Annotated in this window: 20 protein-coding genes; 14 read left to right on the top strand and 6 right to left on the bottom strand. The window is 56.4% G+C overall.

What is annotated here, in order from left to right; all coding sequences use genetic code 11:
* Positions 1 to 125: 125 nt before the first annotated feature.
* The gene (locus tag LOC70_RS23785; protein ID WP_230256559.1) at positions 126 to 536 is read left to right on the top strand and encodes a hypothetical protein; all 411 of its coding nucleotides are present in this window, start codon (positions 126 to 128) and stop codon (positions 534 to 536) included.
* Between the two features lie 414 nt (positions 537 to 950).
* Entirely contained in the window at positions 951 to 1,190 is a 240-nt protein-coding gene (locus tag LOC70_RS23780; protein WP_230256558.1) for a hypothetical protein, read from the top strand.
* Between the two features lie 128 nt (positions 1,191 to 1,318).
* Here the strand turns inward: LOC70_RS23780 and LOC70_RS23775 are convergent, their stop codons facing one another.
* Complete coding sequence (locus LOC70_RS23775; RefSeq protein WP_230256557.1) at positions 1,319 to 1,768, bottom strand: cytochrome c oxidase assembly factor 1 family protein; 450 nt, start codon at positions 1,766 to 1,768, stop codon at positions 1,319 to 1,321.
* Positions 1,769 to 3,020: 1,252 nt separating this feature from the next.
* Here LOC70_RS23775 and LOC70_RS23770 point away from each other — a divergent pair.
* The 6 genes from LOC70_RS23770 (at position 3,021) to LOC70_RS23745 (ending at position 11,323) form a co-directional block, all read left to right on the top strand.
* A complete protein-coding gene (locus tag LOC70_RS23770) occupies positions 3,021 to 3,365 on the top strand; it encodes a hypothetical protein (RefSeq protein WP_230256556.1) in 345 nt (114 codons plus the stop codon).
* A 186-nt stretch (positions 3,366 to 3,551) separates the two neighbouring features.
* Positions 3,552 to 3,893 carry an antibiotic biosynthesis monooxygenase family protein gene (locus LOC70_RS23765; RefSeq protein ID WP_230256555.1) on the top strand — a complete coding sequence of 114 codons (342 nt, stop codon included), beginning with the start codon at positions 3,552 to 3,554 and terminating at the stop codon, positions 3,891 to 3,893.
* 227 nt (positions 3,894 to 4,120) lie between these two features.
* Positions 4,121 to 7,981 (top strand): DUF1553 domain-containing protein, encoded by a 3,861-nt coding sequence (locus LOC70_RS23760; protein WP_230256554.1) that lies wholly within the window; start codon positions 4,121 to 4,123, stop codon positions 7,979 to 7,981.
* Positions 7,981 to 9,285, top strand: coding sequence for a DUF1501 domain-containing protein (locus LOC70_RS23755; RefSeq protein ID WP_230256637.1), 1,305 nt, complete (start codon positions 7,981 to 7,983; stop codon positions 9,283 to 9,285). The genes LOC70_RS23760 and LOC70_RS23755 overlap by 1 nt, the downstream gene beginning before the upstream one ends.
* A gap of 52 nt (positions 9,286 to 9,337) precedes the next feature.
* Positions 9,338 to 10,402 carry a hypothetical protein gene (locus LOC70_RS23750; protein ID WP_230256553.1) on the top strand — a complete coding sequence of 355 codons (1,065 nt, stop codon included), beginning with the start codon at positions 9,338 to 9,340 and terminating at the stop codon, positions 10,400 to 10,402.
* A gap of 6 nt (positions 10,403 to 10,408) precedes the next feature.
* The gene (locus LOC70_RS23745; protein WP_230256552.1) at positions 10,409 to 11,323 is read left to right on the top strand and encodes an NAD(P)-dependent oxidoreductase; all 915 of its coding nucleotides are present in this window, start codon (positions 10,409 to 10,411) and stop codon (positions 11,321 to 11,323) included.
* A gap of 30 nt (positions 11,324 to 11,353) precedes the next feature.
* On the opposite strand, the gene LOC70_RS23740 is transcribed toward LOC70_RS23745, so the two are convergent.
* From LOC70_RS23740 to pssA, 3 genes are read right to left on the bottom strand one after another with little or no spacing between them, the layout of a single operon-like run.
* Positions 11,354 to 12,772: an MBOAT family O-acyltransferase gene (locus tag LOC70_RS23740; RefSeq protein ID WP_230256551.1), complete on the bottom strand. Its 1,419-nt coding sequence runs from the start codon at positions 12,770 to 12,772 to the stop codon at positions 11,354 to 11,356.
* Complete coding sequence (locus tag LOC70_RS23735; protein WP_230256550.1) at positions 12,769 to 13,824, bottom strand: hypothetical protein; 1,056 nt, start codon at positions 13,822 to 13,824, stop codon at positions 12,769 to 12,771. Before LOC70_RS23735 ends, LOC70_RS23740 begins: the two co-directional genes overlap by 4 nt.
* Positions 13,821 to 14,774, bottom strand: coding sequence for a CDP-diacylglycerol--serine O-phosphatidyltransferase (gene pssA / locus LOC70_RS23730; RefSeq protein WP_230256549.1), 954 nt, complete (start codon positions 14,772 to 14,774; stop codon positions 13,821 to 13,823). The genes LOC70_RS23735 and pssA overlap by 4 nt, the downstream gene beginning before the upstream one ends.
* Positions 14,775 to 15,377: 603 nt before the next feature.
* Between pssA and nadB the strand changes: the two genes are divergently transcribed.
* Together nadB and LOC70_RS23720 are read left to right on the top strand one after the other, a co-directional pair.
* Positions 15,378 to 17,063, top strand: a complete 1,686-nt coding sequence (gene nadB, locus LOC70_RS23725) for an L-aspartate oxidase (RefSeq protein ID WP_230256548.1) — start codon at positions 15,378 to 15,380, stop codon at positions 17,061 to 17,063.
* 172 nt (positions 17,064 to 17,235) lie between these two features.
* Positions 17,236 to 19,377, top strand: a complete 2,142-nt coding sequence (locus tag LOC70_RS23720) for a DUF5722 domain-containing protein (protein ID WP_230256547.1) — start codon at positions 17,236 to 17,238, stop codon at positions 19,375 to 19,377.
* A 306-nt stretch (positions 19,378 to 19,683) separates the two neighbouring features.
* Here the strand turns inward: LOC70_RS23720 and LOC70_RS23715 are convergent, their stop codons facing one another.
* Positions 19,684 to 20,010 carry a hypothetical protein gene (locus tag LOC70_RS23715; RefSeq protein ID WP_230256546.1) on the bottom strand — a complete coding sequence of 109 codons (327 nt, stop codon included), beginning with the start codon at positions 20,008 to 20,010 and terminating at the stop codon, positions 19,684 to 19,686.
* Positions 20,011 to 20,336: 326 nt separating this feature from the next.
* Between LOC70_RS23715 and pyrH the strand changes: the two genes are divergently transcribed.
* The 4 genes from pyrH (at position 20,337) to LOC70_RS23695 (ending at position 23,850) form a co-directional block, all read left to right on the top strand.
* Positions 20,337 to 21,113 (top strand): UMP kinase, encoded by a 777-nt coding sequence (gene pyrH / locus LOC70_RS23710; RefSeq protein ID WP_230256545.1) that lies wholly within the window; start codon positions 20,337 to 20,339, stop codon positions 21,111 to 21,113.
* Positions 21,114 to 21,155: 42 nt separating this feature from the next.
* Positions 21,156 to 21,716, top strand: coding sequence for a ribosome recycling factor (frr, locus tag LOC70_RS23705; RefSeq protein ID WP_230256544.1), 561 nt, complete (start codon positions 21,156 to 21,158; stop codon positions 21,714 to 21,716).
* A 6-nt stretch (positions 21,717 to 21,722) separates the two neighbouring features.
* Positions 21,723 to 23,540, top strand: a complete 1,818-nt coding sequence (locus tag LOC70_RS23700; protein ID WP_230256543.1) for a hypothetical protein — start codon at positions 21,723 to 21,725, stop codon at positions 23,538 to 23,540.
* Between the two features lie 76 nt (positions 23,541 to 23,616).
* Positions 23,617 to 23,850, top strand: a complete 234-nt coding sequence (locus LOC70_RS23695; RefSeq protein ID WP_230256542.1) for a hypothetical protein — start codon at positions 23,617 to 23,619, stop codon at positions 23,848 to 23,850.
* 57 nt (positions 23,851 to 23,907) lie between these two features.
* Here LOC70_RS23695 and LOC70_RS23690 read toward each other — a convergent pair whose 3' ends face one another.
* Positions 23,908 to 25,200, bottom strand: coding sequence for a class II aldolase/adducin family protein (locus LOC70_RS23690; RefSeq protein ID WP_230256541.1), 1,293 nt, complete (start codon positions 25,198 to 25,200; stop codon positions 23,908 to 23,910).
* Positions 25,201 to 25,311: the final 111 nt, after the last annotated feature.

Here is a 25,311-nt window from a genome sequence, read left to right as displayed (position 1 = left end):
CGGGCATACCTACGCCATGGTGCAGGCCTCGTCCCCATTGTACAGTCGAATGCAATTCAATCCACCTTCGCTTCGGTTGCGTCGGTTTTGCAAAAACCTTCCGTTGTGCGGCCGAATCTTTCAATATGCCGGCTATTGATCTCACAATCGCTGCATGGCAATCCTCGCTTCGCGAAATTGGCGTGCTCGAATTTGTTCCAACCGAATCCGCTACAGAACGTTTCCCGTACTGGAAACTTCCCGATACGTCCACGTTCCTAGGCGTCCTTGAATGCGATGCGCTTTGCCTGCTCGCTGACGGGAGACTCTGTCTTTACGATCATGAGATTGTTAACCGAACGCTGTGCATGGCTGCTCCCAATCAAACGTCGCTTGTTGCAGCACTTTGTGAAATGGACGTGTTTTTCGAGCGATGTGCAGACGACGGCGATTTAGCGGACGACGAATCAGCCGATCGACAAATGCGTGAAGAATGCACGAAATTGATCGGCGGTTCTGAATACGCTGAATTCGTTCAACTATTCTTCTGGTCGTAACCCCGATCGCGATTGGTCACGCAACATGGTTTTCAAGCTATTGCCATTCGGGTGCACCTTCGGTCGTTCGCGATGATATTCAATCAATTTGACGAGCCGCCGTAGTTCAGGCAATACTCGCGTCGTTCATGCCGGTGTCGTTTTCCAATCTACCTAAACCTGGGCTGGTTCAATTTGGTCCGTCCGTACGAAGCATCTGCACTAGCGACTCGCCCAATTCACAAGCGGACTTCACGGCGGATTGCCGGCTGGTGCTGCGGTATCGCATCCACTGTTGCATTGATGGTCTTAACGCTCAATCTTTTGGGCTGCAATTTGTATTTGTTCATCGATGTCGGCTCACAAGAAATCGTACTTGGCGGTGCTTCCGGAGTTTCCCACAATGCCATCGCATCACATCCAATCACTGGCGACATGGAAGCTGAACCGTTGACGCAATGGACAGGGACGCTTTCTGGCTATTGGCACGTTGATCTTCTGAAGCGAGGTCCGTTTCATCTGTTTGCCGAATCGCCAGGTGATGTGATTCAACCCTTTCGATTTGATTCTTCGTGGAGTGAGGACTACGCGGCGGTTGAATTTCCGTTGCTGTGTTTGATTGCAACTTTCGGTTTGGTTGCCTGGTTGTTGCTGCGACGTCCATGTCTGGTGTGAAAAGGGCTTCTGTGCAACACGATCAGCGACGAGGCAAATCGGTCCGCAGAAAGCAAAGGCAGTTCGAATCAGTGGAATGGGTAATGGCGTGTTGCTCGCCCGGGGGAACACGAAGTCGACGCGTCGGTCTAATCGGCCAATAGGTCAATGGTCGTCCCGTCTGCTGTGGTTGCGTCCATCCGGGTGTAATCCCAGTTTCCGTCGGTTTTGGTTCCGACCACATGCACCGTCGCCGATCCATCGGGGCCGCTGACGGAATAGTTCAGATCCGCTTTGCCGTCATCGTTGTTGAGATTGATGTTTCCTTGAACGAGAACAGACGGCTCGATTGGATCCCCGATCGCTGATTGCAACTCCACATTCGTTTGTGCTTTGGCGAGCGACTCGGTGTACGGTTCACTCGATTTGATCATCGCAAAGACACCGAAGATGCCTGCTCCAATCAAACCGCCGCAAATCAATACAACGACGAGACAACCACCGCCCAGGCCGAGCAAGAGGCAACCTGTGTTCGACTTTTTGGCTTCAGCGTGAGCGGGCTGGGGATGCATCGGTTCGACGATCGGTGATTGAGACATCGGTTGACTGCGAGAGAGCGGAAATGGTCTGAGGGTCTGAAACGGGCAGGCACAGGGATGGGCTGAACCATTGTCGCATCAGGGCGCGCACCGACCAAGGGAACCTCGACCGTTTGCGCGTTCGGGGCACGAAGCCGGGACCATTTGATCGCCAATCATCCCGAGCGATGTTGTACGCACCAGTGGACGCCACTTGTCGTTGTGGATTTGGGGGTGGCGTTTGGTGGATGCAAGTGGAGCGGATCGGATGGCCAACGGTGGATCCTGTGCGGTGAGCTGTGGATCGTGGCCCCTCTCCCCCAACCCCTCTCCCCGAAGCGGGGCGAGGGGAGCCGGGATGTTTTTGGTGCTGTTGGTTGTTTTGTTGCTCAATGATTCGCGAGAAAACGGTCGTAGCGAAAGTCGTCAAGACTTTCTTCACTAACGAAGTGTTTGACGTGGATGATGCGGACGCCGAAATGGAGGTTGAGCTAGACGCGATTGAGAAAACTGTTGGATTTCAAGTCAAAGAGCGCTACCCACGCCGATAGAATTCGACAGACCGGAGTTGGCAGGTCATATCGCTTGATGTGAACTTCACGTCCCATCTGCGCAGCTCAACCTCTGTGAGAGCTGCCGATCGTTTAGACTTTTCCCGCAATGGCTGTTCGATAGAACGGATCGGCTTCCTGATCGACACGCGGTACTACCAGGAGATCTTACCGGTGAGGCGTTCTGCTATGACAGACAATCCGTACGAGTCTTCAACAGTGCTGTCGCCTGGAGCAGTGCGATCCAGTTCGCTTCGAGCTCACTGGTTCGTTTCTGCTTTCATCCTAGGTTGTTGGGCGATCACTCTTTGGTGGTTTTATGCTTCAGACGACGTGAGTTTGCAGGATGGAGACATTGTGTTTCAGTTCACCAGCTCGTCATCGAACACAACGTCGATGGGCGACATCACGGTTACAAGCCATGCATTCTTCATCAATCGGGACTTTGCGGTTGGGCTCTTGCTGGGTGGCCTTTTCCTTACGCTCGTGGTCGTCAACATCGGCATCGCTTGGTGGAGACGTAGAACGAATGCTGATGTCTAAAGTTTCTTTTGGTGTTTTTTTAAGTTGAAATGAAGCCAGTACGAGAAGATCGTTGAGGCAGAACCTCCAGCAGCGGACAAATGTCGAGGTTGTCCAGGGCGGTGGTGCGGGGTGGTAGAATCCTGGAGCCGACTCAGAGGCACACGCACGCAATCCATTTTTCCTGCTGGTGAATTCCATTGAACGAGACCGATCTGTCAAAAAAGCTGACGTGGATGGTGCGACTATTGGCGGCGAATCTGTTCGTCACCTCTTTGGCAGTTGCGGGATTGGTATTTGGCCTGTTGCCGAAGGTGGAGCGTGCCGTCAGCACAACGGAGCGGATGGAGGCCCGTTTCCAGCGATTCGCCGATGAAGTCCAACCTGTCGTGACGGCGAGCGCCGGAAAGGCGATCGAGACGATTCAACAGATGGACGCGGAGAGACTGTCGGAGACTGCTACGGAACGTACGGATGCTCTGATGGAAGCCGCGGCTGATCGTGCCAAGCGATTTCTGGAACGCGACCAGGCGGGGAGTGAGTAACACAGCGAGTAACCGTCTGTTCAGTCGCTGATCCATCATTGGGGCTGATCCATCATTGGACCAGTTCGACGCCGCCCCTCAGACTGCCAAACTGAATCCATCCCCGTTTGGCTCGTTGAACACGAAGTGGATTGGTTCGACTTCGCGGCCGGACACCCTGGAAACTGTTTTGATCGGAACCATGCGATGGCGGAAGACAACTTGCTCGCGTCCACCCCACCGACGCCGTATTACGCTGTGGTGTTCACATCGTGCCGGACAGCCGTTGATGACGAAGGCTATTCCGCGACGGCAGAACGCATGTTGGCATTAGCGGCTGAGCAGGACGGCTACTTGGGCGTAGAAAGTGTCCGCGATGGAGATGGCGGGGGAATCACCGTTTCTTATTGGCGAGACCTTGATGCCATCGCTCGTTGGCGAGCGGCGACCGAGCACCGGCAGGCACAGTCCGATGGGCGTGCGAAGTGGTACGAACAATACCGAGTCCGCGTGTGCCGAGTAGAGCGCGAATATGGGTTCGGTGATTGAGTTCTCGGTAATCGAGGGCTGGTTACGGGAGTTGCGGCTCCGCAGGAGGTGAAATGTGGGGATCAGCGTCACATTGACCAGGCAATGTTGTCTATAGTGTTGAGATCGCTGTGGTTCTGCCGCGGCTCCCGCCTACCCACCTTCCTTCCCTCCCACCTCAAAACGCGATGTTTTCGTTTGCTTTGCCAACGAGAGCGTGCGAGCACGCTCGGACGTTGAGTCCTGGAATGATGCCATCTTCCGCTGGCGAAGACGGTGAGCCCGTGATGAGTGTGAATTCCGGACGGCTGAGATTGAGTGACCACTGGCGTGCGCCGCGTGCGGGCATGAAGAAAGCTGGTTTGTACGCTTTCTGCTTGATCGGCATGGCGTTGTTGTTGCCTTCCGTGGACGCGGCGGCGGATGACCAACATGCTGATGCCGCATGGGTGTTGGACTTTGATTCGCTGGATGAAGCCGAAGCGAGTTTTGACGAACTGAGGCAGGCGGGCGATGTTGACTGGGAGATCGCCGGGCCAAAGCCGCCTCGCTATCCCGACGCACAAGCAGAGAATCGGGCGGCGTTGTTCGGCGGGAAGGGAAGCCGGTTGGTGGTCAAAGACCCTGGGACGAAGTCGTTTTGGGATTTTGACAATGGCGATCGCTTTTCATTCGAAGCCATCGTTCGTGTGGATGAAATCGGCGAAGGTCAGAATGTCTATTTGATTGGCAAAGGTCGCACGCATGCAAAAGGCTTCTCGGCCAACAATCAGAACTGGGCGATCCGGCTGAGGCAACTGAATGGAACCAGCCGTTTGAGTTTCTTGTTCGCGACGCCGGAACCGATCAATGGCAGCCCATGGCATCGCTGGACATCGGACAAAGGTTTTACAACGCGACGGACCTGGCATCATTTGGCGTTGACCTATGAGTTCGGTGAACCAAACAGCCTGCAGGCTTGGTTGAATGGTGAACGGGTCAGCGGCAAATGGGACATGGGCGGGCCAACGCAAAACGCTCCGGTCGTGGACGATTCTGAAGTCTGGGTGGGTTCGTCGATGGGTGGCCAGGCCGCATCGAGCTTCCGAGGCCGAATCGACCGCATGGTTGTTTCGCGAAAATCGTTGGACGCGGAAAGAATCGCGAAAGCTTGGAATCCGTTGCCATCGCCTCCACCCACCGCGCCAAAGATGCCGCTGAATGTGGGGAGCATCGATTGGTGGTGGAATGACAGCGTCCGATCGCATACGCAGTGGGACGAAGAGATTCCTGAGATCGGATCGACGCTGGAAACACGCGGGCCGTTGCTGATCCATCGATTGCCGTTGAAATACGACGACTACGGGATTCGTGAATCTTACGATGGGGCGACTCATCTGCGTTTGGGATTGAAAGCCAGTTTGCCAGCGGGGGAGCATCGATGGTTGGTGCGGACTCGTGGTTTGGCCAAGCTTTGGTTGGACGATCAAACCATTGCGACGGTGAAACCTCAGACCGGACGAACCGATGGGCACAACCCAGTCCAACCATTGCCGGAACGCCCGGGGCCGGGAATGCGACGCTTGGCCTACGGTGTGCAGGAAACGCTCGTGGAGCATTCGCTTCCGAAAGACGGCCAACACGACATCATTTTGGAAACCGTAGTGGGCGGTCCGAGGTACCGGACCGAACCCGGTGAGACTTTGGTGGCGGTGCAGTTTCACGGTCGGGGGCCGTTCCGGTTGCTGCAGCCTGACAGCGGCGACTCCACGCCGGATTCAGCCATGGATTGGTTGCCGATGACCGACGAAGTCATCGAGGAACAGACTGCGATCCTCGAAGCAGACTTGTGGCACCACGACCGAAAGAATCGCATTTCGCGGGCCGCGAAGCACAACGATTACTGGCAAGAACGTCATGACATGGCGTCCACGTGGATCAAGCAGTTGCCGCCGATCAACCCACCGAAATTGAAGGTCGTCAACGACGGGCTCAAATCGCCGCATCCAATCGATCGTTTCATTGCCGCGAAAATTCAGCCTTTGCTGGAACGTCAGGAAGCCGGTGATCGTCGCTCGGGTACAAACGCGGAGCACGACAAACACTTCAAGCAAGAAGTTTTGCCGATCCTTCGCGATCGATGTTTTCGTTGTCACGACGAAAGTGATGAAGGCGGGCTGCGATTGAGTTCAGCGGAAGCCATTCGAAAGGGCGGCGATTCCGGCGAGGCCGTGGTGACCGCGGGCGATCCGCATGCAAGCGAATTGATGCGGCGTGTTCGAAGCGAAGATGAATCGGAACGCATGCCGCCATCGGAGCCTTTGTCTAACGAGGAAATGGAAACGTTGGATCGATGGATCGCGGATGGCGCGATGTGGCCCGAGGAGACATCATCCGTCGAGATCAAGCTGGCTCGGTTGACGGACGACGCTTCTTTCGTCCGTCGAGCCTATTTGGACGTGATCGGCGTGCCACCGACGGAGTCGCAGTACAACGCATTTGTCCAGGATGACTCGCCGAACAAACGCGATCGATTGGTGGACGATTTGCTGAACCACAGCGGCTTCGCTGATCACTGGGTCAGCTTCTGGCAGGACGTGTTGGCAGAAAATCCGAACTTGCTCAAGCCATCATTGAACAACACTGGCCCTTTTCGATTCTTCTTGCATGAATCGCTCTCGGACCACAAACCTTTGGACCGGATGGCGACCGAGTTGTTGATGCTTCGTGGCAGCCGGTACGAAGGTGGCAGTGCTGGGTTTGGGATGGCGGCCGACAATGACGCTCCGGAAGCGACGCGTTGCATCGTGGCGGCATCCGCATTCATGGGCATGAACTTGCAATGCGCTCGCTGTCACGATTCGCCGTATCATGAAACGACGCAGCAAGATCTGTATTCGTTGGCAGCGCTGCTGGCCCGCAAACCACTGAAGGTTCCCGCCAGCAGCAGCGTTCCGGCGGCGTTCTTCGAAGACCATCCGGGCCGTGCTTCGTTGATCCAGGTGACCTTGCCGCCTGGCAAGCCTGTTGCTCCAACGTGGCCGTTTGCAAACTTGGTGGCGGAAGACCGATTGGATCGCTGGATGCGCGACCCGGCTGATCCTCGCGAACGATTGGCGGCGGCGATCACGATTCCTGAAAACGCGCGATTCGCCGAAGTCATCGTCAATCGAGTTTGGCAACGTTTGGTCGGAGCAGGTTTCGTTGAGCCGCTCGGTGATTGGGAGAACTCGCAACCGAGTCACCCGGAGCTCCTGCAGTGGTTGGCGAGAGACTTTGTCGGCGGAGGTTATGACTTTCGTGATTTGATTGGCTCGATCATGAAGTCACAGACCTATCAACGCGAAGCTATCGGCAACAATGCGTCGGTGGGACCGGGCGAGCGGTTGTTTGCGGCTCCGGACCGACGGCGTTTGACGGCCGAACAAATTGTGGACTCGATGGTCGTTGGGTCGGGAAAGCCGATGCAGGTCGAAGCGTTGACGTTTGACCAAGAAGCTCGTCGTCCGCCCGCGACCATGATTCATTTGGCTCCGCCCGAACGTGCGTGGCAATTCACCACGTTGTCCAACGAACGCGACCGGCCGAGTTTGGCATTCCCACGAGCGGGAGCCGTGGTCACGGTGCTCGAAACGTTTGGTTGGACCGGATCTCGCCAGTCAGCGATTGATCGCCGCGATCATGATCCGAACGTGCTGCAACCGGGGGCGATTGGCAATTCAGTGTTTGGTTCCTGGATGGTTGCCGCGTCAAATGGCAGCGAGTTGGCTGATTTGGCCGTAAGTGCTAAAACGCCAAACGGCTTGGCCACATCGCTCTACACACGATTCCTTTCGCGTTCGCCGAATCCCGATGAGTTGCACGTCATCGCGGAAGTGTTAGCGGATGGGTTTGAAGACCGCGTCGTCCCGGAAGCTCATCGAATCTCTTTGGACGCACTGCCACCGCTCGAGCACGTGTCTTGGTCGAATCATTTGGCCGACCGCGCCAACAGTATCAAATTGGAACTGGAAGAACGTGCGGTGCACGGTGACCCTCCGGATGTCCGTCTCCGATCCTCCTGGCGACAAAACTATGAAGACGTTGTTTGGTCGTTGGTCAACTCCCCCGAATTTGTGTGGATCCCATGATGAAGCCAACTCGCAGGCACTGGATGCAAACCGCCGCGGCGGGAACCGCTCTGTCGTTGTCCGGCAACGTGCGTTTTCCAAACTCGCTGTTGGCAAACGAAAGTGAGTCGACGCCGTTTGGCAAAGCCGAACACGTCATCTCCATCTGGTTAGGTGGCGGAATGGGGCAGATCGACACGTTCGATCCGAAGCGTGTCGGCGATCCGAAAGCCAAGAAGCCTGGATCGTTGTACCGATCGATCGACACCGCCGTGCCGGGGGTCTCCGTTTGTGAGTACCTGCCCATGTTGGCAGAGCGGATGGACCGAGTCACGGCAGTACGAACGGTCCATCATGATGTGATCGATGAGCACGCGGCGGCGACCAATCGCATGCACACCGGGCGAATCGTGACGGGGACGGTCACCTATCCCTCGCTCGGCAGCACAGTTGCACACGAATTGGGTGCCGCGGATGACGGTGTTCCGCCTTACGTTTTGATCGGTTATCCAAACGTGACGCGCGGTCCTGGATTTTTGGGTGCATCGGCTGGATACCTGTATTTGACGGACACGTCCAAGGGGCCCGCTGGTTTGTCGCTTCCGTACGGTGTCGACAACGCACGGCAGGAGAAACGCAAGCGTTTGCTGTCGATGACTCGCCAGTCGGCATTGCAGCGATTTGACGGTGACCCATCGGTCGCGGATTACGATTCGGCGATTCAGCAGTCCTTGAAACTGAGCGGACCTGACTTTGGCAGCGTCTTCGAGCTGAATCGTGAACCGGATTCCCTGCGGAATCAGTATGGCAGCGAGTTCGGCCAGCGTTGCTTGCTTTCGCGGCGTCTGATTCAACGCGGTGTGCGGTTTGTCGAGGTTTCGCATAACCTGAACTTCATCAACGGAACGGGTTGGGACGTTCACAACGATGGAATCGAGAAGCAACACGAGCTGATCCAGGATCTCGACACATCCATGGCGACGTTGATGGATGATTTGGACCAACATGGTCTTCTCGATAAGACACTGATCATGGTCTCGTCCGAGTTTGGTCGACCACCGGGATTTGACTCAGGTGGTGGACGTGGGCACCAAGGCAAAACGTTCACGTGTGTGTTGGCCGGTGGTGGTTTGAATCACTCGGGGGCGTTTGGTGTGACCGATGAACTGTCGCAGAACATCGTCGAGTCACCTGTTGGCGTGCCCGATCTCTTTGCGACCGTGCATGCGTCGCTGGGGATTGATCCGAACAAGTTGCTCTACGACGGCGATCGGCCGATTCCCATCACGGACAACGGCAAACCGATTCGAGAATTGTTGGTCTGAAAGTAGCCTCGTTCACGTGGAATACGTCTCAAACTGGAATTGCACAACTTTAATGAAATCACGATGTCTTGCGACCGCAGCAGCTGTGGCGATTGGTCTGTTTCCTTGCCTCTCACTCGAAGCCGAAGATCCCCGAATTTTGGTTCCTTCGGAGGCTTTGCCGGTGGAGGTGCTGATTGGTCCCGATTCGCCAAGCTTTGACTCGCAGCCTGCACCCGGTCCGCTCAATACACCCTTCGCGGTGGAGTTTGATTCCCACAACCGAATGTGGATCGTTGAGTTTGATGGCGGTCGTGTCTTGCGTTGTGCTCCCGATAACCCGACGGAACCAAAGGTGATCGCGGGTCCCGAATCAGCAAGCGACGCCAATGCGTTGGGCTATGTCGACGGTCCGGCCAAACAGGCTCGATTCAACAAGCTGCATAACTTGGCGATCGATGACCATGACGTCCTGTATTTGTCGGATCACAGCAATCATTCGGTGCGTCGTTTGCAACAAAACGCCTCGGGAGAGTGGTTTGTGGACACGTTCGCGGGGACAGGCAAAGAAGGTCCGTCGAAGGAGCGAGTCGTTCGGCACGAGGCGACGTTTCATGAGCCAATCTGTGTCACGTTGACGCCGGACCGTCGTCGGTTGCTAGTCGCGGACATCGGCAATCAAGTGGTTCGTTCGATCTATCTCGAAACGGGGATTGTGGATGTTTTGGTGGGACGAGATGCCAAGTTGAAGGACCCGCGGGCGGTCGACCTGGATCCGCAAGGGCGGTTGCTGGTACTGGAACGAAATGGGAATCGTTTGCGAAGAATGGACGAGGATCATTCCGCGACGGTGCTGGCGGGCAACGGCAAGAAAGGCAGTGTTGACGGTGAGGGTCTGGCATCCTCGTTCAACGGCCCAAAACACATGGACGTTGCATCCGATGGGCGTGTTTTTATCGCCGACGATGTGAACCATTTAGTCCGTGTCTATGACCCGCAAAACGGCACCGTCGGCACATTGAATCTTGGTGAATACCAACTGCGCAGGCCTCATGGCGTTTGCATACACGACGATCAGCTTTACATTGCTGACAGTTTTCATCATCGCATCTTGAGAGTCCCCCTACCCACCAGGTAACTCGCCATGTCAGACACCCAATCACTTCCACGAATCGGATGGATTGGAACGGGAGTGATGGGATCCAGCATGTGCGGTCACTTGCTGAAAGGTGGTTACGCCGTCGCGGTCACCACGCGAACCAAAGAAAAGGCCAGCGATTTGTTGGCGGCGGGGGCAACGTGGTGTGCAACACCGAAAGAAGTCGCGGAACAGAGCGACGTGATCTTCACCATCGTTGGTTACCCGCGAGACGTCCGGCAGGTCATTCTGGATCCTGAATCGGGAGTGCTGGCGGGTGCGAAGCCCGGTAGCGTCGTGGTGGACATGACCACCAGCGAACCATCGCTGGCCGTCGAGATCGCGGAGCATGCCGCGCAGAAACAGGTGGCATCGTTGGATGCACCGGTTTCCGGCGGCGACACGGGAGCACGCAACGGGGCACTGTCCATCATGGTCGGCGGCGATGCGGATGCGTTGCAACGCGTTCGTCCGATGCTAGAGATCATGGGCAAAACGATTGTCCATCAAGGTGGACCGGGTGCCGGTCAGCACACCAAAATGGTCAATCAAATTTTGATCGCGACGAACATGATCGGCGTTTGCGAAGCTTTGATTTATGGGCATCGTGCCGGTTTGGATCTGCCAACGGTGTTGCAGTCGGTCGGTTCGGGCGCGGCGGGAAGTTGGTCGCTCAGCAACTTGGGACCGCGAATCATCGGCAATGATTTTGACCCGGGTTTCTACGTGGAACACTTCATCAAGGACATGGGCATCGCTTTGGCTGAGTCACGCCGAATGAAGTTGTCGATGCCTGGGTTGGCCTTGGCGGAACAGCTTTATCAAGCCGTCGCCGCACAAGGGCACGAACGCGATGGCACGCAGGCACTCGCATTGGCAATCGCGAATTTGTCCGGTTTGGATTGGAAGACGCGGACGTGAATTGAGCGAAGTGCGGCGTTGCTATTTGATTCAAAACTGAAAGTAGACGAACGGACGAAAGCCGCGAGGGGCGTACAGCAACAGCGCCCACAACAAGATCGACGTCGCAACCGGCGAGAACCAATTGTCTATCGGCAGTCGCATCCACCGTCTCAGTTGCGTTCGCCAAGCCAAGTGTTCGGCGAACATGCACGCGATCGCCAAGAGCGGAAGCGGAGGCAGCCAAAGCATCGAGCCCGGTTGTTGCCACATCAGTGAACCGTCAGCGGTCAAGGGAACGTCAACTCTTAGTCCGATCAGACGTTGATAGATTACCCAAGCGTCCGCGGCGGTTTCGGCTCGGAACAGCACCCAGCCAAACAGCACGATGCCCAACGTCATCAACCAATTGGTGAACCGGGGGAAACGGAATGTTCGAACGCGACTGGCAACCAATGCGAGTCCGTGCCAAATGCCCCATAGGACAAACGTCATGGCGGCGCCGTGCCAGAGTCCGCCGAGCGTCATCGTCAGCATCAAGTTCCGGGCGGTTTGCAATTGGGATCCACGTGAACCACCAAGCGGGATGAAAAGATAGTCGCGCAGCCAGGTGGACAATGTGATGTGCCATCGGTGCCAAAACTCACCGATGGAGACGGACCAATAGGGATGTCGAAAGTTGACCGGGAACCGGTACCCCAGCATTTTCGCGATTCCAATCGCCATGTCGCTGTAGCCGGAAAAGTCGTAGTAGATCTGACCGGCGTACCCGACCACAGCGAGCCAAACCGTCAGCGAGGAATACAACTCAGGCCCAGCGAAAACGCCGTCGACCAGCGCGGCCAAGTGGTCCGCGATCAGCACTTTCTTGACCGCGCCGCGAAGCAACTGTTGAAATCCGTTGTAGAAACGCAGCTTTCTCCATCGGGGCACGGTTGATAGTTGCGGCAGCAGATGCACCGCGCGAACGATGGGGCCGGCCACCAATTGCGGGAAGAATGCCACATACAAGGCGAAGTCAAGGAACCGCGACGTGGGTGTGAGCTTTCGCCGGTAAACGTCGATCGTGTAGCTGAGCGTTTGAAACGTGAAGAAGGAAATTCCCACTGGCAACACGATTGGAAGCGTGCTGGCGTTCAGGCCGACGGCTTCGACCAATGGCTTGGCGGTATCGAGAAAGAAGTTGAAATACTTGAAAAACCCCAGCATTCCTAAGTTGACGGCCAGACTCACCCAAAGCCAGCGTCTGCGAACCGTTGCTTCGTGCGAGCGATGGATCTGCTGAGCAACGGCGAAGTCAACGATCGTCGAAAGCAACAACAATCCGCAGAATCGAAAGTCCCAATACGCATAGAAGTAGTAGCTGGCGACCAGCAACCAAACGTTGCGTGCGTTGCGTTGGCGAAGGCACCAAGTCACGGCAACGACGACCGCAAGGAAGATCAAAAACTCCAACTGAGTAAAATTCACTCGGTGGCTCCCCGAGTATCACCTTTCCACGACTGGATCAATTGTTCCGCGATGACGCGGTAGCCATCTTCGTTCAGGTGGCCGTTGCCGATCTCACCGTTGTGGAAGCCGTGTGGAAAAACGCCGCGTTGAACCATCTCGCGAAACGCTTGGCGACAATCGATGACGTCGATTCCAAGGTCTTCGCAAGTCTCGCGAATCATCGTGAAGGAAGTTGCGTCGGGATCATGCCAACGCAGGCCGCCCGCGAACACGACGGGGGATCGAGGTGCGTAGACCAAAGTTACATCGCGATCGCTGGCCTCGCGGATTCGAGTCAAGGTCTCGACAAAGTTGCTTCGTTGTTCCAACGAATCGACAGCTTCGTTCATTTGGTGCGTTAGATCGGTATCCGAGTTAACCGGTCCGACTTGAAAACGAAGACTGCGGGGACCACCGTTTCGGTCATCGATCACCAAGTTTTTCGCGGCTTGCAGCAGGAAGTCGGGAAGCTTTCCGACTGGATCGTTTGTGATGACCGGTGCTGAATACTCAGTAGTGTCGGTTGGTGGCTGAACCAACAAGTCCACCGTTTCGCACAACAAGATCACGTGGTTGGTGACGCCCAGGTTGTCTTCCACCAAAGGCATCTGCGCGATCCAGGCATTCGCGTCATCGCCGCTTTTTCCGAGTGGCAAAACGTGAACCGTGCCCGACGCCCGTTGGTCCGCAAAACGTTCGATTTGGCGAAAAAGCTTGTTCGTGTCAGCAACGCTGACGCCTTCGGCTTGAGAGTCTCCCCAAAGAGCAACCGTTGCCGGCGATGTTTCAAGTTCGCGTTCAGTTGCCGAAGGACGGGTAGGCAAACTAGTCCGCCCCATCATGCCGTGAGGCCCGATCGCGGTGGTGGCGTATCCTTCGCTTCGCCAACGATAGCTGTCACCTGGCCGGAGAATGATTTGCTGTCTGGCGTCATCCCATTGACGAGGAACGTAGCTGCGGACAAACAGCGGCGACGTGATCGCAACGATCAACGTGCCAAAGATCATCCCCACCAGCCAACGGGCGATCATCCGCTTTCGGCCGACGTTGTTGGATTCGAACCAGCGGTGCTCGCTGATTTGCCTTGCAGGAAACTACGCACGGGTGACATGAACGCGAAGTAACAAAAGACAACGGGCAGAGCGACCCAGTGCAGCAACACAACACCAACGACAGCGAACAAGGCTTGACCAATTTGGTGTGGTGCTCGTCGGCCGCGAACCAGTTGAGCGAATACGTGTGGGTACTCGTAACGCGAAACCATCAGGAACGCGAGCACCAATGCCAAGATCGGAATCACGTAGTGCGATCCGTTTAGAGCGAACTGCGCCAGTTGATGAATCCATTCGGGATAGGTTTCTTCGACGGCAAAGTCAGCCAAGTCGGGGATTGCAATGGCGAATGCCGCGATGGTTCCGGCCGCGGCGGGTGAGGGCAAGCCTTCGAAGCCTTCGTGGTCGTCGTCTTCGGGCGTTTCGACATTGAAACGCGCCAACCGGATCAACACACACAACGCGAACAGCACGCCGATACCCCACGTCAATCGTTGTAGCAGCACGTCGCTGATCCGCCACACGATGACCGCCGGAGCAACACCAAAGGTCACCGCGTCGCACAAAGAATCCAATTCAGCACCAAAGCGGCTGGCTTGTCCCGTCAAACGTGCCGCCGATCCATCCAACGCATCGAACAGCATGCCGCCAAAGATCAGCAAACCGGCAGCGAACAATTTCGATTCGGGCGTCCAATCAAGCGAGGCGGTGCTGACGGCGATCGCGATCGCGGCCAAACCACACACACCGTTGCCCAGCGTCAAAATGGTTGGCAGCACGGCCAACGTCAGACGTCGCCGATGACCACGCTTTCGTTTTCGGCGGCGGCCCAGTCGCGATCGTTGCTGTTCCGATTCGAGATCCATCTCGAGGTCGTCCTCGAGCATCTCGTCGTCGACCAGGGGGTGTCGTGGTTTGAGTTCGCTCATTTTGTTCCAACAGGCAGACGACCGGCGAACACATCGCGACGGTGTGCAATGAAAGGCCGATCGAGGTTTCTGATCACGCGGCGGCGAAAGGCGGCGACCGCGATGATCAGTCGCCAGCCGATTCGTTTTCGCGCGAATCCATTCAAAACCGACGAACGGAAACCAAAAGTTTACCCGCGCCGCGAAGGTTTGCATCCCGGTGTGAAAGGATCTGTTGATTCATTTTCACTCCCGCGTTCAGTTGTGCTCGCAAGGAGATGCCTATTCTGACCGAGACACCTCGGCGCCGGAAATTCGTCTTGTGCGGATCTGTCCACCGATTCCGCATAACACGAACGATTCGCGGGGCTTCTGTGGTGTGCGGTGGTTCCAAAACGCCTGCTGTGATCGGATTTTTTGCCGTCCGGTTATGATTCCGCTCTCGCATGGTCCGGCTCAGACAACTTGGACCCCCACATTGGTGCGTGTGTATTGGGTCAGATCACCGGCGACCACCGCGGCGAACGCGATTTTCAGGGGGCCGGTCAAGCGAGATATCACGGGTTACACTGTGAAATTGCCGAGAACGCTCGCGCTCGAATTTGTTAACACGACGGACGGACGATGATCACACCCCGGTATCTTTTGCCATTCGATTCGCGAAGAGCCCTGCATCGTTTCACCGACGTTCTGGTCATCGGCGGTGGGTTGGCTGGTTTGCGTGCGGCTAACGCGGTCGAACCCAATTTGTCCGTGTTGGTGATCACCAAGGACGAATTGCGAGAGTCCAACAGCAACTACGCCCAGGGTGGCATCGCGGGGGTGCTGGATCCCGAGGACTGCTTCGATGACCACATTCGTGACACACTGATCGCTGGCGGCAATTTGTGCGATCGCGAGGTGGTGGAACGGGTGGTTCACGAAGGCCCGCGGCGGATCGAGGAATTGATCCACTGGGGAACCCAATTCGACAAAAGCGAAGGTGAGCTTGCGTTGGGACGCGAAGGTGGTCACAGCCACGAACGCATCGTTCATGCGATGGGCGATGCCACGGGACGAGAAGTCATGCGAGCCGTGATCGCTCGTTCGCGTGAGGCGTCTAACATCGACATTTGGGAAAACGCGTTCACGGTCGATCTGCTCAGTCAAGAAGGTCGCTGTCACGGCGCGATCGTCGTTTCCAGTGATGGACGTCCAACGATGGTTTGGGCGAAGGAAACGATTCTGTGTACTGGCGGCGTGGGGCAGGTCTATCGCGAATCGACCAACCCACCGGTCGCGACGGGGGACGGAACCTCACTGGCGTATCGGGCCGGCGTGCAACTACGCGACATGGAGTTCATCCAGTTCCATCCCACGGTGCTCTACATCGCAGGGTCGTCGCGATCGCTGATCACGGAGGCCGTTCGAGGCGATGGCGCTTACTTGCGAGACGCCACCGGGCATCGATTCATGCCAGACTACGATTCACGCGGTGAACTCGCGCCGCGGGACGTGGTCAGCCAATCGATCGTCAATCAGATGAACGAGACCGCGCATCCGTGCGTGTATTTGGACTTGTCACATTTGAATGCGGAACACGTTCGAGCCCGCTTCCCCGGCATCGCGGAAACGTGTCGCAAGTTTGACTTGGACATCGCGACGGATCGAATCCCCGTCCGACCGGGGGCTCACTACATGATCGGTGGTGTCAAAGTCGACATGCAAGGACGCACGAGCTTGCCCGGTTTGTGGGCGGCGGGTGAAGCGACCAGTTCAGGGTTGCATGGTGCGAACCGTTTGGCCAGCAACAGCTTGTTGGAAGGTTTGGTGTACGGGGCTCATGCTGGTGAAGCCGCCAGTCGTTCGGCAGCCGAGGGGCCGCACAAGATGGTGGCTCGTCGTATTCAACATGCTAGTCACGCACAATCTGAATCCATCGACATTGCCGATGTTCGCGTTTCGCTCAAAAGTTTGATGGGGCGTTTGGTCGGCGTGCAGCGCGACGCGGAAGGACTGCGGCAGGCGGACGCCCAGATCCGGTCTCTGGCAGCCTACGTGATGCGATATCAGTTCGACAAAGTCGAGGGCTGGGAGCTTCAGAACCTGTTGCTCACCGCGCACTGCATGGCATCCTCCGCGCTGGCTCGAACTGAATCGCGAGGCGTCCATTTACGGAGCGATTTCCCTGAGCCGGACGACGAAAATTGGCGTTGCCATCTGAGCGTGCAAATCGATGTCGACGGAGGCATGCCACAAAAAGGCGAGTTGATGACTTCGCCGGTGGTCACCCGCGAAACCTCCCCCGCAGACGCTTCGACTGAACTATAAAGGTCGTGTCTGGCTGCTCCGTATTCTCGCAACGATACTGTCGATGCGAGAGCGACATTGGTGGTGGTCATCGACAATGCCTTTCACCGTTCCGCGAGAACGGTCCCGCCCCTTCCTGCCCACCTGACTAACGATGCATACGTTCATGCACCCGTCTCGCATTGCGCGAGAAATGTGCTCTCGACGCACTCGCATTCAATTCGCGATTGCGATTGGTTGTTTGATCGCGATGAGCGGTCTGGCTCAAACGGTGAGGGCTCAATCCCATGCGATCAATCTCCCCGTCGACTCGGCGTCCCGTCATCACTTGACGATTCAGCAGGACGGTGGCGCGTTGGTTCTGGATTCAACCGGCAACGATCCTTATATCGTCTTTGACATCCCGGCCACTCCTGTCGTCGATCGTCATTGGATGCTGGCGATGGAAGTCTTCTGTCCAGAAGGCATTCAGAACATGCAACTCTTCATCGGCCAACCGTTCAGCGAGAAGCGACGATTGGACCTTCCGTATTTGCACCGCGCCGAAGGATGGACGGTCTACAGTTGTGATCTATCGGAAGGCGAATTATTTTTGAACGATGATGGACCGACCACATTGCGATTGGACTTTGGTCGCAAAGAGGATGTCCGGTTTCGTATTCGCAAGGTGACACTGCGTCCGGAGAATGACCGCGAATGGAAGCAACGTCAGCAGCGTGCCGCCCACGTGCAACAACTTCAGCAGTTGGACGAACGCATTGCGAATTACTATCACACCGATTTTCCGATCCGTTTGACCGAGGTTCGACACTCGCCCGAGCATGTGGTGGTTTCAGGAAAGGCTGTTGGCGAAGTTGCCACGGCGAATCTGAGTTTGATCGCTCGTGATTTGGACGAGATCTCGGCGTTGCCGGCAACCATTGACTCCAAAACGCATTTCCGATCGGTCCGACTGCGAAGTGATGGGACATTCGAGGTGAAGTTCCCCGCCGCACCCGGTTCCTGGTTGAAGCGAACCGGAATGCGTTGGCAAGTGGTTTCAATCAGCAGTGCACTTCGCGACGACGGCAGCCGCACCTGCACGCCGTATTCCGCGGTCCGCTATGTCGACGTCCTCGATCAAAGCGAAGCAAAGACACTGCCGCCAACGCCGACGCTGCATGCGGCGAAGGGAGTCACCTGCGTGTCGGAATTGAACTCGGAAATGATCCGTGAACTTGGGTTGCAGCACGCCACCGTCAATATTTTGCTGAACGGTTTAATCGAGTTGCATCCCAAACCGGGCTACGTTCCCGTCACCATTCGCGGCAAGCAGGTCTTTGTCCGCCAAGGTGCGGAACAGCACTTAGACAAGCGTGTCCGTATGGGACGCGAGGCCGGATTGGTGTTGGCAGGAATTTTGTTGATCGGGAATCAGACGAACAGGTCTGCACGTGACAGCCAGCGACCGACATTGCAGCATCCGAATGCGGATCCGGCCGGCGTCTATACGATGCCGAACTTGACCGATCCGGACTCCGCCAACTTGTACGCGATCACGTTGGATTATTTGGCTGAGCGATACAGCGAAGGTGATCTGCGAATCGACCACTGGATCGTTCACAACGAGATCGATGCGGGGTGGCAGTGGACCAACATGGGTGAAACACCGCACCACGTTTACTTGGACCACTACTTTCGCTCCATGCGGATGGTCGACATCGCGACACGTCGAATCAACCCTCACGCACGCACGTTCATCTCGTTGACTCACTACTGGAACCTGCCCAACCCGGCTCATTGGCGTTGGTACCGATCCAAAGAAATCATGGAATCGTTGGTCAAGCACGGCGAGGTCGAAGGTGACTTCCCATGGGGAATGGCTCACCATCCGTACCCGGAAAGCCTTTGGGAATCCGACACCTGGAACGACAACGTGAAGTTTGACTTGGACGCCAAAATGTTCACGCTGAAGAATTGGTCGGTCTTGGATGAATACATGAAGAGCGACCGCTTGCGTGACGCCGAGGGCAACGTGCGACCTGTGTTGCTAAGCGAACAAGGGTTTCATGCTCCCGAGGACGACGAGCAATCGCTGCAGCAACAAGTCGCGGCCGTGTTGTACACGTTCCAGCAGCTACGCCAGTTCGATAGCGTGTTGGCATTTGATTACCATCGATCAGTCGATCACAGCGGCGAAGGCGGGCTGCTTCTCGGGCTTCGTGGATTGAGCAGCAAGGAACATCCACGAGGCAAACCGAAACCGGCGTGGAATGCGTTTCGCGCGATCGGAACACCACAAGAATCCGAACTGCTTTCGCGGTACAAGGACGTCTGGAGTTCGTCGAGCGAATGAACGTGGAGAGAAGCCAGCCGGTGACGCCGGGGCAGGCGTCGGGCTGATCAAACACGTGGTTGGTTCAACAGCGGGAAGGGTGAACCGAGAGCGCGGAAAACGGGAGAACGGAAAAATCGTCCGCGAAAAGAACACGAGCGAGGAGTCTTGATGGGAACGACTCGTTGCTTTGAACCGTGGCTCGTGTTGCTTGGCCGAATCGCTTCAACAAATCGGGAGCGTTAGGCGGGACAATTGACCAAGTCGCATGGCCGAATGCATGGCTGGGCGAATATTACCTTGGGCAGTCGCTACTTTGGGCAATCGCTACTTGCTGTAACCCAGTTGTCGCATCACCAACAACATTTCATCGCAGGTGATGTACCGACGGTGATGCTGCATTTTGTACTGGTCGATTGCCGCAGCCAATTCGCGGCCGTCTTCGGACAGATCAGCGTGAGAGCTGCCGAATTGGCGGCGTTCACGTGCGAATCCGTCCGACGATTCGCGATTGCGACGACGGTCACTTTGAAACGATCGACTGGCGGCGGAGGTCACGGAACTTTCTTGCGCAGGAATGTTGGCGTCCCGAGATCTCCGAGGTGGAATCACGGTCACGGGCGGCGCGGAAGAACCGGTTGTCGTCGTTGTCATCGGCATGAATTTTGTTCCTCACGGGAGGTTCGAACGTGTCTTTCTCACGAGCGGAGAGACCCTTCACCACAACCCTAGGTCAAAATCTTTCCCTCGGTGGGCAAATAGCATTTTTCACCCCCATCTTGCGAGGAGGTTTGGAACGATGATTCGCGTTAGTCAAACCGATCCGTTGGAATTCGCGACTGGTTTCGCAAAGTTCTCGAAATCGTTACCGTTTTGTCTGCTGGCGACGTACGGGATAGCACGCATTGCAGGCACATCGCCCCGCGTTGACCGGCTTCCTGATTTCGAAAACTTTCTTTAGAGCGGACCTGACCTCCGAGATGCCCGACACAGCCCCCCTGACTCCGCCCGAAGGTGATTTACGTTATCGCAGAGTGATTTTGAAACTCAGCGGCGAAAGTTTGGCTGAATCAGGCAAAGGCATCAGCGGCAACGAATTGCTGGCGATTGCCAAACAGATCAAGGCGGCTCACGAATCCGGTTGCCAAATCGCGATTGTCAACGGCGGCGGAAACATTCTTCGCGGTGCGTCGTTCTCGGGTGCCAACGCGGCGGTTCAAGAAGCCACGGCGCACTACATGGGAATGCTGGCCACGGTCATCAATTCGCTGGCGTTGCAAGACGCGTTGGATTCGATCGGTTTGCAAACGCGGGTCATGAGCGCTTTGCCGGTGGACCGAGTCGCTGAGCAGTTCATTCGACGCCGTGCAATCCGTCATCTCGAAAAAGGCCGCGTGATCATCCTTTCCGGAGGAATCGGCAGCCCGTTCGTCACGACAGACACCGCTGCGGCTCAACGAGCGCTGGAGATCGAAGCCGACGTGATCCTCAAAGCAACGCGAGTGGACGGGGTCTACAGTGACGACCCTGAAAAGAATCCCCATGCGGTCTTGTACGAGCAACTCGGTTATAACGAAGTGATCCAAAAGAAGCTGCGTGTCATGGATGCCACGGCAATCGCTTTGTGCAACGAACATCGCAAGCCAATCTTGGTGTTTAATTTCAAACAGGACGGCAACATCGTGCGTGCCGTTCGCGGCGAATCCGTGGGCACTTGGATTGGTGACCCGCAAGATTCCCAAACCAACCAACGATGATTGCAATCCGCTTTTTCCCCACTCAATCCCCAGGATGACACGATGACGAGCGACGAGATTTTGATGGATGCCGAAGAACGCATGGAGAAAGCGGTTTCGGTGCTGCAACACAATTTGTCGGGGATTCGCACCGGACGAGCCAACCCAGGCTTGGTCGATTCGATCAAGGTCGAGGTTTATGGTTCGCTGACACCACTGAAGCAATTGGCCAGTATCGGAACGCCTGAGCCACAGCAAATCTTGATTCGTCCCTACGACGCATCGACAATCAAAGAGATCGAAAAGGCGATCGTCGCTGGCGATCTGGGACTGAACCCGCAAAACGATGGCCGCGTCATTCGTTTGAACGTTCCACCTTTGTCCGGCGAAGTCCGAAAGAAGATGGTCGCGCGGATCAAGGAATTGGCCGAAGAAGCCAAGGTCTCGATCCGCAACATTCGTCGCGATGCCAACAAAGCGGCGGACTCGGCGGAAAAGGACAAAGAGATGACCGAAGACGATCGCGACAAGACCAAAGAACAGGTGCAAGAATTGACCAAGAACGCTGAAAACAGCGTCAACGATTCTGCCAAAGCTCGTGAAGCGGAAGTGATGGAGGACTGATCGTCGATGACACAATCGGTGCAATGCCCGCGATGTATGGCGGCCGTCGCGGTGAGCGATGATGCCGGAGGCACTCGCGTTCTGTGCCCGAAGTGTGAAGAGACGTTTCTAGTTCCTGGAATCTCGGCCAGCTCCACCAACGACGATGACGATTGGTTGGAGCTGAGTGATCCACCACCGCGGCCGAAGCCGACGACCACCGTCGGCTCCTCGCCGGCCGCGACGCCCAAACCCGCCGCGTCGACTCCCGCGACCACCCCGAAACCAGCAGCGACCAGTCCTCCCGTTCAGGCCAAGTCGCAACCGGCGTCGGATGAGTCGGCGTCGGAAGATTCGTCGCTTGGTGGTTCGGCACTTGGTGATTTGGGGGCGTTGTTGAACAATTCGTCTGGCTCATCGTCCTCCTCCACTGCCGATGAAGACGACATGTTTGGTGGGTTGGACCTGCCGCCCATGGACGTCGGCGATGATGACGGATCGGACCCGTTCGAATTGCAAGATCTCTCCGACGCCATTCAGAATGCGTCCCATGGCAAACCTTCAGCAGCTGCCGCGGCGAGTTCATTGGATCCCTTTGACGATCCGGACGATCCGTTCAATTTGGATGCGATGGAGGAAACATCGGCGTTCCCCGATTCGCAGTCGTCGGCGTCCGGCGATCCAACGGTGGATCCATTGTTTGAAAAAGCCAACTCGTACGCGAACAAGGCGTCTGGGGCCGGATTGTCTGGAGCCCGCGCGTCTGCTTCCGATGAGCCGGTTGCTCACAACGTGGAGTACGAAACGAACTATCGCGTTCGTTGCCCGGTTTGTTCGACCGTGATCAACGTCACCGCGAACAAGGCAGGCAAGCAGGTTCGCTGTCACGATTGCCACAAGATGGTGAAGGTGCCACCGCCGCCAAAGAAGAAAAAGAAGGTCGTGATCGACATGGATCGCGCCGAGTCGTTTCAGTTCAACGAATCAGCCGTCACTCAAAAAGATCGTCCGGCCGACCCATTCCGGCGTTCCGCTGAAGAATTGCTGGCGGAAGCGGCAAAGGTCGAGGAAGAATCACCGGCGGCCGAGTACGACGTCCCTAAGATTACGGACTGGGCGAAAGGTGTCTTTGGCATCTTCTTTCAGTTCGGCGTGGTGGTTCACTGGTTGATCCTATCGGCCATCGCTTCCACGCTCGCCGGACTCGTGCTGGCGTCTGGTTACGCCGCGGGGTTGATGTTTCTGTTCCCGGCGGGTGTTTTTTACGGCGCAATGGTGTTGGCATGCGGCTTTGTGATTTTGCAGTCCGTCAGCAACGACGAGGAATCAGTATCGGATTGGCCGCTCACGTTGGAGCCCCTGGAATGGATGGCTCCGACCATCTTCTGTTTCGCGGCAGTCGGATTGACGGGTGGCCCGGCTTGGCTGCTTGGACACATGGCTTTTGGTGAAAACTTAGCGACGGTGTGTTTGATCATGCTGTCGATTTTCTTGCTGTTCCCGTTTGTTCTGCTGTCCATGTTGGATATGCAAAACATCTTCGTGCCGTTCTCACCCGAGGTTGGACGCAGCGTGACAAGGTGCGAAGAAGCTTGGGGTGGGTTTTACCTTTCCAGTGCGTTGGTCTTCTTCGGCGTGTTCATGGTCTTTGCCGCCGCCAGTTTGGTGCCACCGATCGGCGCCGCGGTGATTTGCATCTTCACGGCCACCGCCGCCACCTTCATCTACTTCGGGATGCTGGGACGTTTGGCAAAAGCAATCGGTCAATCGGTCAACGAAAAACCGCGTCCGAATGACATCGATGAAGTGCGAGAAGCGGAGCGGGCACGTCAATCAGGACAATGAAATGCGAATCGGCTGGACGCGAATTGGAGTGACGGTGACGTCGGTGAAACGATCGAATCGCCGGGGGCAGTTCACCGTGTCGTGGTCACGTTCGTTTGGTTCTGCGCTGGCGTTGTCGGTGTTCTGTGTTGGATGCGATACGTCAGAGCCGATCAAAGTTGACTTGGTTGAATCGGACATTCGCGCGATGGACGAAGCGGCGGGGATCCACGCCAACGGCGACCCTATCGAACTTGGATCGGTGTTTCAGGCCGACGCGGATCCGATTTCAGACACTGATCCAATCTCAATCGAGAACGACGCCCCGTAGTGCAGATGCTGATTGCAGACGCCAGCCTGCACGACGTACGCTACAGCCAAGGCAGGCTCAGCCCAGATTGAACTCTTGGCAAAGTTCGTCGATGACCTGAGGCGGCATCACGGAGACTTCGCCAATGGCTTTCGCATTGATGACAGCCTCCGCGGTGGACTCCAGGACTTCCAGCCGGTCGAACGCATCCAATACCGTTGATCCAGTCACCAAAACGCCATCGTTCTCCAGAATCGCCGCCGGGTTTCGCTCGGTCACGTGATCCGCAATCGTCCCATCGTTGCCATATTGAATTCCGTATGGGACGCGAGCGACATCTCGCAGGAAGACGTAGCTCTCGGGAATCGTTCGCACGTCCAGTGAAACATCCGTCACGCTGAACGCGGTGGCGTTGACTGGATGAGCAAACACGATCGCGTTGACGTGCGGGTGCATCTCGTAGATGGCTCGGTGAGCATTCGCCGCTCGACTGGCCAATTTGCCCGCTTCGCGACGTTCGCCGTCGACCAGCACGAAGTCTTCCGCGCGAAGCTGTTCGCGGTCACGTTGAGTTGGCGTGATCAAGAACGTGTTGTCGTTCACGCGAGCGGAGAAGCTGCCTTCTGTGCTGATCAACAATCGTTGTCGGCATCCCCGTCGAATGAACTCGCAAAGTTGCCTTCGCAACTCTTGCTCTCGCGTGCAAGCGACGCCGGGTTCATAGCTGGTGAAGTCAACACTCCTCGATGCCGCCTGCTGAAGCTGCTCGTCAGTGAGTGAAAGGACTCGGCCCAACTGCTTGGCTTTGATCAGCGTTTTGCCCGCGAATTCGAAGGCTTCAAATCGTTGGAACGCGCTGGCAAAATCCACTCCGGCCACCACGACGCCGTGATTTTCCAAGATCACGCTGTCGCAACCTTGGGCGAATTGATCCGCGATGCTTTTGCCCAAGGCTTGCGAACCAGGGCAGGCGTACGGTGCAAACCCGACTTTGCCACATACGCTGTGGGCTTGGTGAAACAGGCGGGTGTCGGGAACCTGTTGACAAATGCTGAATGCCACCAACGCAACCGGGTGAGCGTGCACGATTGCGTGCACGTCGTCGCGAGCCTCATAGATCGCTTTGTGGAATGGAAATTCCGAGGACGGCGGATGGGGGCCTTCGACGGTGCCGTCGGCTCGCACGCAAATGATGTCGTTGCGAGTCAGGTTGCCTTTGTCGACGCGGGCCGGCGTGATCCAGATGTTCCCCTCCGAATCGCGAATCGACAGATTGCCTCCTGAAGTGGTCGTCATGCGGTACCGATAGATTCGGTCCATCGTCTGCATGATTCTGTCTCGAGGATGCTGCACGTCACGCGAGTCGGTCATGATGATTCCAGATGGGAGTGCAATTGGCTTGAAAACAAACTGCTACAAAAATGGGCGAACCCTTCCGATGGATCGGTAGGTCCGCCCAATGCAGTGTGGCGTTGCGGTGTC

The sequence above is a fragment of the Rhodopirellula halodulae genome (assembly GCF_020966775.1).
In the GTDB taxonomy this organism is placed as follows: domain Bacteria; phylum Planctomycetota; class Planctomycetia; order Pirellulales; family Pirellulaceae; genus Rhodopirellula; species Rhodopirellula halodulae.
The sequence above is the reverse complement of the archived record's forward strand: the minus strand, read 5'-3'. Positions and strand labels throughout refer to the sequence as shown.